Genomic DNA, 8,897 nt, shown 5'->3' on the forward strand with positions numbered 1-8,897 from the left:
CGGTATCCCGCTCATGCTGGCGTACCCAGACACGCAGAGTCTCCGGTGTACAGCCAATCTTTGGGGCAATGGAACAAATTGCCGCCCACTGTGAGTCATATTCGCCCTGACTTTCCAGAACCATACGGACTGCCCGTTGACGGACTTCGGGGGAAAAACGAGTATTTTTAGTCATCCTGTTTACCTCTTTCTCAGGAAGTTTAGTCTCCAGGATTCCCGGGGCGGTTCAGTTTTTTAAGATGGTGAGGTACTTCGGGTTCCTTGCCAACCGGGTGTGTGGAGAGAAGCTGCCGCAGGTGTACCGTGCTCTGGGGATGGATAAACCGGAAGCAGTGGCGAAAGTGTGCTATGCACAAATGGTGAAACAGTTCCTGAGTCGTGACCCGTTCGAATGCGTGCTGTGCGGCGGCCGGATGGTATACCGCCGGGCCATTGCGGGGCTGAATGTATCAGGGCTGAAGAAAAACGCGCGGGATATCAGTCTGCTGAGGTATATGCCGGCCTGACACAGGCTAAGTGTGCCCGGGAATCGGTGCAAGTATAAAAAACAGCCTGTCACGGTATAAAAATCGACCATGCAGAAATTATGCTGGTTATTTTACCGCTGCTGGTCCCTCATTCAGTGACTGCCCCAGGGTTTTTCATGCTCTCCTTATAGTACAATAATTTCCATATCCAAACTCACCCCTACTTTGACTTTTATCATAGTCAAAACCTCTTAACGTGAGTTTTCGTTCCACTGAGCGTCAGCCCTCTAAAACTACTGAATAATCAGTTAGAAAACAAACAATCGGAAAAATCTGGGGTTCCGGCCTAGAACCCCATGAACAGGCATAGCTGTGATTTCATTTAATTATTGGCACAAATCAGTTGATCGTACAATGCTGTGCCTGTCTCGTTTTCTGGAGATTCCTCAGCCTCATGGAGCGGCGTAACAGGCGTACCGGCAGGACAGAGATGTTTGCTTTTCCTAGTCCGGCCAGTTTAGTGGAATAACGGAGTTTTTATCCCATGTTTTTTCCCCCCGATCACGACTTTTTCAAATCAATGCTCAGAATACGTTCTTTAGCTCCTTCCACAAACACATCAGGATCCCAATCGCGGTTAAAGCCTTCTTTGATGCCAATGTAAAGGGTATCCATATCGTCCGACAACACCATCTGGTTTGGGTAGACCGGCATGTTAAATTCACGGGTGATGCTGTATTTGGTGGCATCCACTACGCTGATGGTGCCGCTAGTGAAGTTGGTGACATACAGTTCGTTATATTTCGGATTGTATTTCACCGCGTTAGCTCCGGCTCCTGTGTGCACATAGCCAAGCTGTTTACCGTCGCGTAAGTCAAAAATATAGAGTCCATCTTTTGTACCGGAACGATCGTCATGGTCGAATACCACCACAAAGGCACGGTCAGAAGCGGAGTCCACCGCCAGATTCTGCACACTTGTGATTTGTGGTCTCGGATCTTTCAACGGGATGGTACGCAGCAGCGTCTGATTTTTCGCATCAATTTCGTTGATGTAATCTCTTCCGCCAACGTAGATTTTCTGTGTTTTTTCATCCATCGTCAGACCATACGCTGTACCTTTGTAAGCATCCTTAACCTCGCCTTTTAAGGCAAGCGTCGTCCCGTCGAGCATTAACAGCTTATGCAGAGGCTTCATGCCCTCGGCCGTTTTCAGCATATTGCTATAACTCACAAACAGGGTATCGGAATCCTGGCTGTAAACCATATGGCGAAAATGCTCAAAACGCGAATCTGCAGCGTTTGCCGCTTTAAAACTTAACCTGTCGCTGGTTCTTACCAGTTTGCCGGTTGGGGTGTCAAACATACTGATACGCAGGGACGCTGACTGGGTGTGTCCGATATAGAGCTGATGTTTATCCTGATTTATCGCCAGCGAAAATGCCCGGTATGGCATCGTGTATTTATTTTCGACTTTCAGCGAATCTGAATTAAACGAATACAGATAGCCTTTATTGGCTTCACGATTTACACGATCGGTGACTGCTGCAAACACCTTTTTACTGGCATTATCAAACGCCAGTTCATAGACGCCTTCATCAGGGGACTGAAGGTAATTCGTTTTCAGGGCAAATCGCGAAAGTTCGCGTTCAGGTGGATCGATAGCCATGGCCATCGTGGGTAAAAATAGTGAAATTAACAGGTATAGCGGTGCTTTGGATAAAGTGAAAATATTCATTTTTCGTTCCTGCAATAAAATTGACATAAGAGAGAAAACGTATTGTCTGAACCTAGCGGAAATTGTCATCAGAAACGAATGTCCCCGCCAAATATCCATGTTCTGCCACGCGCGGAATTGGCTGGGTGGGTCTCGTCACCAAGACCTGGCATCATGTTGAGCTTATTCAGCGCCTCCGAATAATCTCTGTTCATCAGGTTTTGTACCGAAAGTTTCAGTGTCAGGTTGCGGTTGTACTCGTAAGTACCATAGAGATCGATAATCGTTGGGATCTGCGGCAAATCCTGTTTGATTATTGCGCCGGTATGTTCGTCCTGCTCAAAATCAGGCGACAGGCGACGAGCCTTGCCTGTGTATTTTATGATAGTGCCCAGGGTCAACGCGTTATCGAAGAAGCGAACACCAGTATCCAGCGTCATGTATTTTCTGGGCAGTTCGGTTATATCCCCTGCGCCAAAGTGGGTGCTGGCGATGGAGGTTGGCTGGTCTGTTTGCTGCTGGCTGAAAGAGAGTCGGCCAAAAGCAAAACCTGCATCATAATCCATCTCCAGTTCGAAGCCCTTTGCGATAACGTCGCTTGCCGAGTTAACGTAGATGTACATATTGTCGCTGTATTCATCGCTAATGCCCTCCCAGCCATTGCCAATCACCTCAGGCAGACTGCATTTACGACCTCCAGAACAAACCAGATAAGACTCGCTGTAGATGTAGTTCTGGATCCTGCTGCGGTACGCCAGAGCCTTAAAGCGCAGGGCATCCTGTTCGACCAGTAAATCTCTGGTATCAATGTTAAAACCCGCCTGCCAGGTTTCTGCACGTTCAGGCTTCAGGAATGGGTTCATGGATGCGCCTCCTGAATTAGAGAAGAACATCTCCTGGATGTTCGGGGCGCGCATGGATTTGCTGTAGCCAATGAACGGCTGAAGCCATGGTGTTACCTGAGCAGAAAGCTGAACTGAAGGGTTGAAGCCACCCTCTTTATCGTCAATATCGTAGCTACCCTGTGGCACGCAGATAACGCGTGAATCGCAGGCGGGCTTGTACCCTGTGATCCTGTTACGTGTGTAGTTGAGATTGAAATCTGCCTCCCAGATGCCGCGCGTAACCTTCAGCCCGGTATACAGCGCTGAAATATCCTGCTGGCCGGAGGGTGCGAACGGATTGTTCTCGATCGATTCCTGATTCGCTTTCGGGTCGCCCGCCGCTGAGTGAATGGTCCGGTCATAGCGGGTACGCATCAGTTTGCTGCCCAGCATAAACTCCAGGTCATTGTCCGCGACAGTGAACCGGCTGGTATTGTTGATATCCAGCGCGTCAGAACGATTTTGCGCTGAGGTTTTGTAGAAAGTATACAGCGAGCCATCACGATACTTTTGATTACCGCGACTGGTACTGGCCGTTACGTTAAAGTCAATTAATTCAGAAAAAGGGGTGTAATGATATTTAATGTAATAGTCGTCACTGGTTATATCACGACGTGTAAATTTATTTTCATAGGTTCGAGCGGAAAGTTCGAAGCTGTTAAATTCGTCTGGTCTGATATCCATTTTATACAGTTGGGATTTGGGGTTCTGCTTCATATATTTATCATAACCAAACTCTTTGCTGTTAATTCCAGAACCATTTGAGAAATTAGAGTACACAGAACTGCCGCTCACAGCAGCCATAACGCCAATGCTTCCCGTATCCGTAAAAGCGTCGCTTTTTCCACCAAGGGCGATCATTCCGCTGCGTCCCAGCCCATTACTACCGACAGAGAAACGTGAACGAAGGCCATATGTATTACCGTTAAATATTACATCGTCAACGCCAATAGTACGCATATTTGCACTACCGGCAAGGGCGTTGATCCCTTCAGAGCCACTGCTGTCACCGCGTGTAACATCAACTGCTACCAGTAAGTTAGGATCTATAAGTACGCCAGCCATATTGTTAGTTGAACCATGCGTCGTTGTTCCGGAGGTAGAGGTTCCGTAAAAACTCTGGGTAATACCATCGACCATAGTGTTTACACGACCAAATCCGCTCATGCCTCGAATATTCACACTGATTGCTCCCTGACCAGGATCTATTTGAGTATAAGTACCAGGCATACTACGCACTGTTGCGTCAAGTGATTGCAGGTTTTTGTCCGTTGTCCGGGAACTGGTCGCGCCTGTTTTCTCGAGAGCTTCCTGCTCACTGGTCGTCTTCCCGACAGAAACGCTGAGCGGACTGAATTCTGCCGCTCCTTTTTTGTCGGAATTAGTTTTTTCACTGATGGATTGTGAGTAAGCACCGCAGCTGAGCAATAATATGCCTGAGCCGATAGCCAGTTTTATAACGTTCATAAATTTCCTTGGGTATAATATTAATAAAGATAAGTATAACTATTTGTTTATTAATTATGTTCTACTGTCTTTTTGATTTTTTTGACAGTGGAAAAGTTTGATAAAATGTTCAGCATAAAAATGAAAATTAAATTTCAGTTAAATGAACTTGAACGGCCAATTATCCCTTTACTCCTTCAACTTAAAGGTAATCGGCATTTTTACTTTAAATAATCCTCCCTCCAATATTTCAGGCGGTGGTTTGGGAAGTGGTTGAGCGCGTTCTAAAACAGCAATAGCTTCGCGGTCAAGAGAAAAGGTTCCTGAAGAGATTTCCAAGAAACTACTGACAATAGTGCCTTCCGTGTTTACGGTAAAAGTCACGACGGCTGTGCCGGTTCGTGCACGTTTTCTGGCATCGCCAGGGTAACGTTTATAACGGTTTAGGTGGCCTTTTACTCTGCTTTCCCAAGATGCCTCAGAATTATCTCGCTTTGTTGAGTCACTGTTAAAAGGCGCAGCAATACGGGACGATTCGACCAGAGCCTGAGGTGCAGCATTACTGGAAACGGCTGTGGGGTTGCTGTCGCTGGTTTGAGCCTTTATCTTACGAGGTGGACGTGTCTTTTTCTTTTCTCCATCGGATGACTTTTTCTTCCTAGTTATTTCAATGGTTGCATCACTGTCTTCAGTGACAGGACGTTGTTGTCTGTCCTCAGTTTGTTGCTTTTCTTCTGTCACTGCGGACTCCTGTTGAGCGATTCCCACCGGAAGCGAAAGTGGAGAAGAAGGAGCCTCTATAATTTCTGCCCATTGCAGCATGATCGCCGGTGCAGGAGACATAGCGGGCTGAACTTCGGAAAAACGCCAGATAAACGCAAGGAAAATCAGTCCATGAAGCAGTAGAGAACAGATAAACCAGCTGCTCCATTTTACCGACTGTGAGAAGTGGAGAATATTCATCATCCATGGTTTACCTTTTTGTTGTATCTGGCGCTACAAACCACACGTAGTCAGCATGATCTACTGTGATGTTCATTCCTTTTTCTGCAAGCATCAACACCACTGGATGGGTGCCGGTGGCAAGATCTTCCATGTGTAACGGTACGCCCATGCTTTTTGACGCGTGATAACCACCTGCAATCAACAACGACGGTACCGGGGCACTCAGAAGCTGGCGGGCCATGTAGCGATCCCGCTGCTGCTGAATAGAGAGCATTGACGTCAGTTGCTGGCTTTCAAGGTTGCCTTCATGCATAGATATGATGGTTTCACGCAGAGCTTCTTGTACCACAGGTGCAGTGGATTTTTTTCCTTTAGGAAATTCGTTTTTTTTGTACAGTGCCAATATCTGCTCCCGGCCAATGTTGGCATTGAGCAGCGGGTAAGGCCCACGTAATAGCTGCATGACGATGTCGCCATACATCTCCCAGGACCACCCTTTTTGCCAGTTAAGTAGTTCCTGAACACGGCTATCTCGAACCACAGGATTATCTTTCAGCCAACATTTAACTTGGTTAACTCGGGGCTGTTGCTCTGACGTCAACATCTCAAGCAACACACTCCCCTGTGGTCGCTGGATGAGCAAATTTTGAATAAGCCAAAGCTCAATCTGATGATGCTCGGCATTATCGTGTTTTTCACCAATAATAAGATGTTGAGCGGTAGCAAGATCCGCCAAAAGCTCGCTGCTAGAAATAATTTTGCCACTGTGCAAATCGTAAATCTGCCCGTCAGTCAGGAAAGCTTTCTGCCCTGGCGCATCCTGCTTTATGGTGACATTCTGTCTGCAGGCTCCCAGACTAACACTAGCTAACGTTATCATAGAAATAAGGATGAACTTTCTCATATTCCCATCTGAAACAATATGTTTCCATATATTTATTGACAAAACATTAATTATGATAAAACATCAAAGAATGAATGTAAATGATTATCATTACCAACAAAAAGAATGCACTAGCGAGTGATGTTTACCAGCCGATATTATGGGTCCGCTTGGAAAACGGATCTATGGTCACTCCCGTTTTTGCAACACCGATTTTGACGATAAGTGGGCTTGCTTGAATCTATCCGGAGTCTGAATGGGATTTCATTCCTGCGCCCCGATGAGTTCCGCGCCTGATGTACATGTCGAAGAAAACGGCCGGCGGGGGGAATACGGCGCGCTACCTGGGTCGTTATCGGGGGGTGAGGGCCAATGGAACGAAAACGTACGTTAATGTGTGCGTATCAGCCACATACTGTGCGAAAGTTTCCGGCGTGAAGTTCCTGTGCGTGTATTTCGCAATGCTCTTGCCAATAGCCCGACATTCAGGCGGTGAAAGCGGAACGGGAAGCGATGCGTTGTACATTTCGACACGCTGAATCACGGCATCAAGCCACTGTGAGAATTCGGGCCAGCCCTGACGAATCGCCCTGTAAGCCCATTTGCGCGTCATTTCGAACAGGTGGCAGTTTCGTCGATGCTACGGCGCGCTGAGGCGCTCAAATCGAGATAATCAGCCAGTTCATCGAGGGTATAGGCTTCCTCTCGCCACTCCATCACCTGCCATTCCAGGTGGAACGGATTTTTACAAATCAGTCCGCTGTAGTTCACATCAGCACAAAGTTTCTCACACAGCGAACGTTCAATCGCAGCGGCGTATTTCAGCGCCTTAACCGAGCTGTCCGGCGCGGTTCTCACGGCGATATTGAGCGCGTAGAGCAGGTGAGCATGACCGTTCACAGGATTTTTTACGGTGATGTTCGGCGCGGGAGCGTTCCGGTCGCTCCAGTCAATCGCTGCCCCCTCGCGATCAACGTCAAAAACCAGCCAGAACTGCGCATGAGGCTGGTTCTGCCGGATCTGGACATGATTTCAGGGGCGTTTGTTTTTCAGTCGCTTACACTACACCCAACGGCAAATCCTGTCGAACCTTCCCGAAAACCCGATCCATTTACCATAACTCCCGTTGTACGTACCCTGTAAAACGCCCTCAATCGCTTTCTGGCGCAAAAAACGCAAAAAGACAAGAAAACCCAGGCTAAACCAGAAAAACGCGCCAGAATCGTTTTTAGATGGCTGCATAACTATGCACGAAAGCGACCCGCGATCGGTTTTGTGTGTTCTGAATACCGAACGGGTCAAAATGACACGTTTTCTCTCCCTCAATGGAGCGTTCTATACAGAGATTTTTGTTCCCCTATCCATTATTCTGATTACCGGGTTTCCAAGCTGAAAACAGGACTTTTCTGCGACCAGTTTTTGCGAATATAGTCACATAAACCACCGATTGAGTGACAAATACAGGAGAATTTATTTTGAAATATGATTTTATCAATGGCAGTTCTATTTTAATTATAGTCTGGATGACTATAGCTGTAATAATCAGAGTCACAAACTGGAAATTCAACAAAAAAACAGCCCCAGCTATAAGCTTATTCTTAGCTTTCCCTGCATCTATAGTTATTCTGTTAGTTTATATTTTTTTCTTCGATAAGTGATGTGTTTTCATGATTAATCAAGTTTCTGTTCAAATGCTCCTGCTGGCCCAGCATGGAAAAAGAAATTACGAATAAATGCACCCAGTGCCATTAACATCTATCTACACAAAAATAGAGGAAAACAATTTTGATATATCAAATAATTACAAGCAGCTCCATTCTTTTTATTGTTTGGGGGATTACATCTATAATAATTAGAACAAAGAATTATTTTTCTAAGAAGAAAACAGACCTTAATATAAGCTTTTTTATAGCCTTCCCTATTTCTATAACAATCCTTTTATTTTGCCGAGGTATATTATAAATATAACATAATACATCTATATGGGGTGTACATATCCCCACATAAAAACACATACTCTCATTAACACGGGAAGAAACTATGTTTTCCAATTCTCACTACATGTACATAATCATTCTTGTACTATGGTTTAGTATTCTCAAGTACTTACAGAGAAAGAATAGCATATTACATCCTTTATTTTCACTAATCCTGACACCACTAACCATTTTAATCATTAGACTTATGATAGATTTAACATACAACCAATAAATTATAAACAAAATAAAAATAGGGAACATTATATGCTTTATAAAATTTTCACATTAAACACAAAGATAAAAACAACTATCATTACAATATGTGCATTATCATATAATCTTACAGCGCAAGCTTCCCCGTCATACAGACCTCGTGATCGAGTTAATAAGACTATGATAGAACTACAAACTAACGGAGTAGAACGGCAACTTTTAGATAATTCTTGTGGCATAAGTTCTGGGGTATTTAAATAAAATATAAGACAGGCTGTCTATCTTACAGACAGCCTTTTTATAATAACAGAAAGAATATATATCATACTTAACGGAAGAGATAATATGAAAACAGTACCCGTAT

Annotated in this window: 5 protein-coding genes and 2 pseudogenes; 1 reads left to right on the forward strand and 6 read right to left on the reverse strand. The window is 45.2% G+C overall.

What is annotated here, in order from left to right; all coding sequences use genetic code 11:
- A partial coding sequence (locus C4F37_RS26185; RefSeq protein ID WP_139120106.1) for a transposase occupies window positions 1-175 on the reverse strand: 175 nt, incomplete at its 3' end.
- A gap of 52 nt (window positions 176-227) precedes the next feature.
- Here C4F37_RS26185 and C4F37_RS26190 point away from each other — a divergent pair.
- Window positions 228-506: pseudogene (locus tag C4F37_RS26190) on the forward strand (IS91 family transposase); the annotation flags it as partial.
- A gap of 522 nt (window positions 507-1,028) precedes the next feature.
- On the opposite strand, the gene senB reads toward C4F37_RS26190, so the two are convergent.
- From senB to C4F37_RS26220, 5 genes and pseudogenes are all read right to left on the reverse strand, one after another.
- A complete protein-coding gene (senB, locus tag C4F37_RS26200) occupies window positions 1,029-2,204 on the reverse strand; it encodes an enterotoxin production-related protein TieB (protein ID WP_001020413.1) in 1,176 nt (391 codons plus the stop codon).
- 68 nt (window positions 2,205-2,272) lie between these two features.
- Window positions 2,273-4,534 (reverse strand): TonB-dependent receptor domain-containing protein, encoded by a 2,262-nt coding sequence (locus tag C4F37_RS26205; protein ID WP_001100763.1) that lies wholly within the window; start codon window positions 4,532-4,534, stop codon window positions 2,273-2,275.
- A gap of 168 nt (window positions 4,535-4,702) precedes the next feature.
- On the reverse strand, window positions 4,703-5,479 hold the full coding sequence (locus C4F37_RS26210) for an energy transducer TonB family protein (protein WP_000981091.1): 777 nt from the start codon (window positions 5,477-5,479) through the stop codon (window positions 4,703-4,705).
- Window positions 5,480-5,486: 7 nt separating this feature from the next.
- The gene (locus C4F37_RS26215; RefSeq protein WP_001224623.1) at window positions 5,487-6,362 is read right to left on the reverse strand and encodes a ChaN family lipoprotein; all 876 of its coding nucleotides are present in this window, start codon (window positions 6,360-6,362) and stop codon (window positions 5,487-5,489) included.
- A 373-nt stretch (window positions 6,363-6,735) separates the two neighbouring features.
- A pseudogene (locus tag C4F37_RS26220) lies at window positions 6,736-7,361 on the reverse strand (replication initiation protein); the annotation flags it as partial.
- Window positions 7,362-8,897: the final 1,536 nt, after the last annotated feature.

It is taken from the genome of Escherichia sp. R1, assembly GCF_003000935.1.
GTDB lineage: Bacteria > Pseudomonadota > Gammaproteobacteria > Enterobacterales > Enterobacteriaceae > Escherichia > Escherichia coli.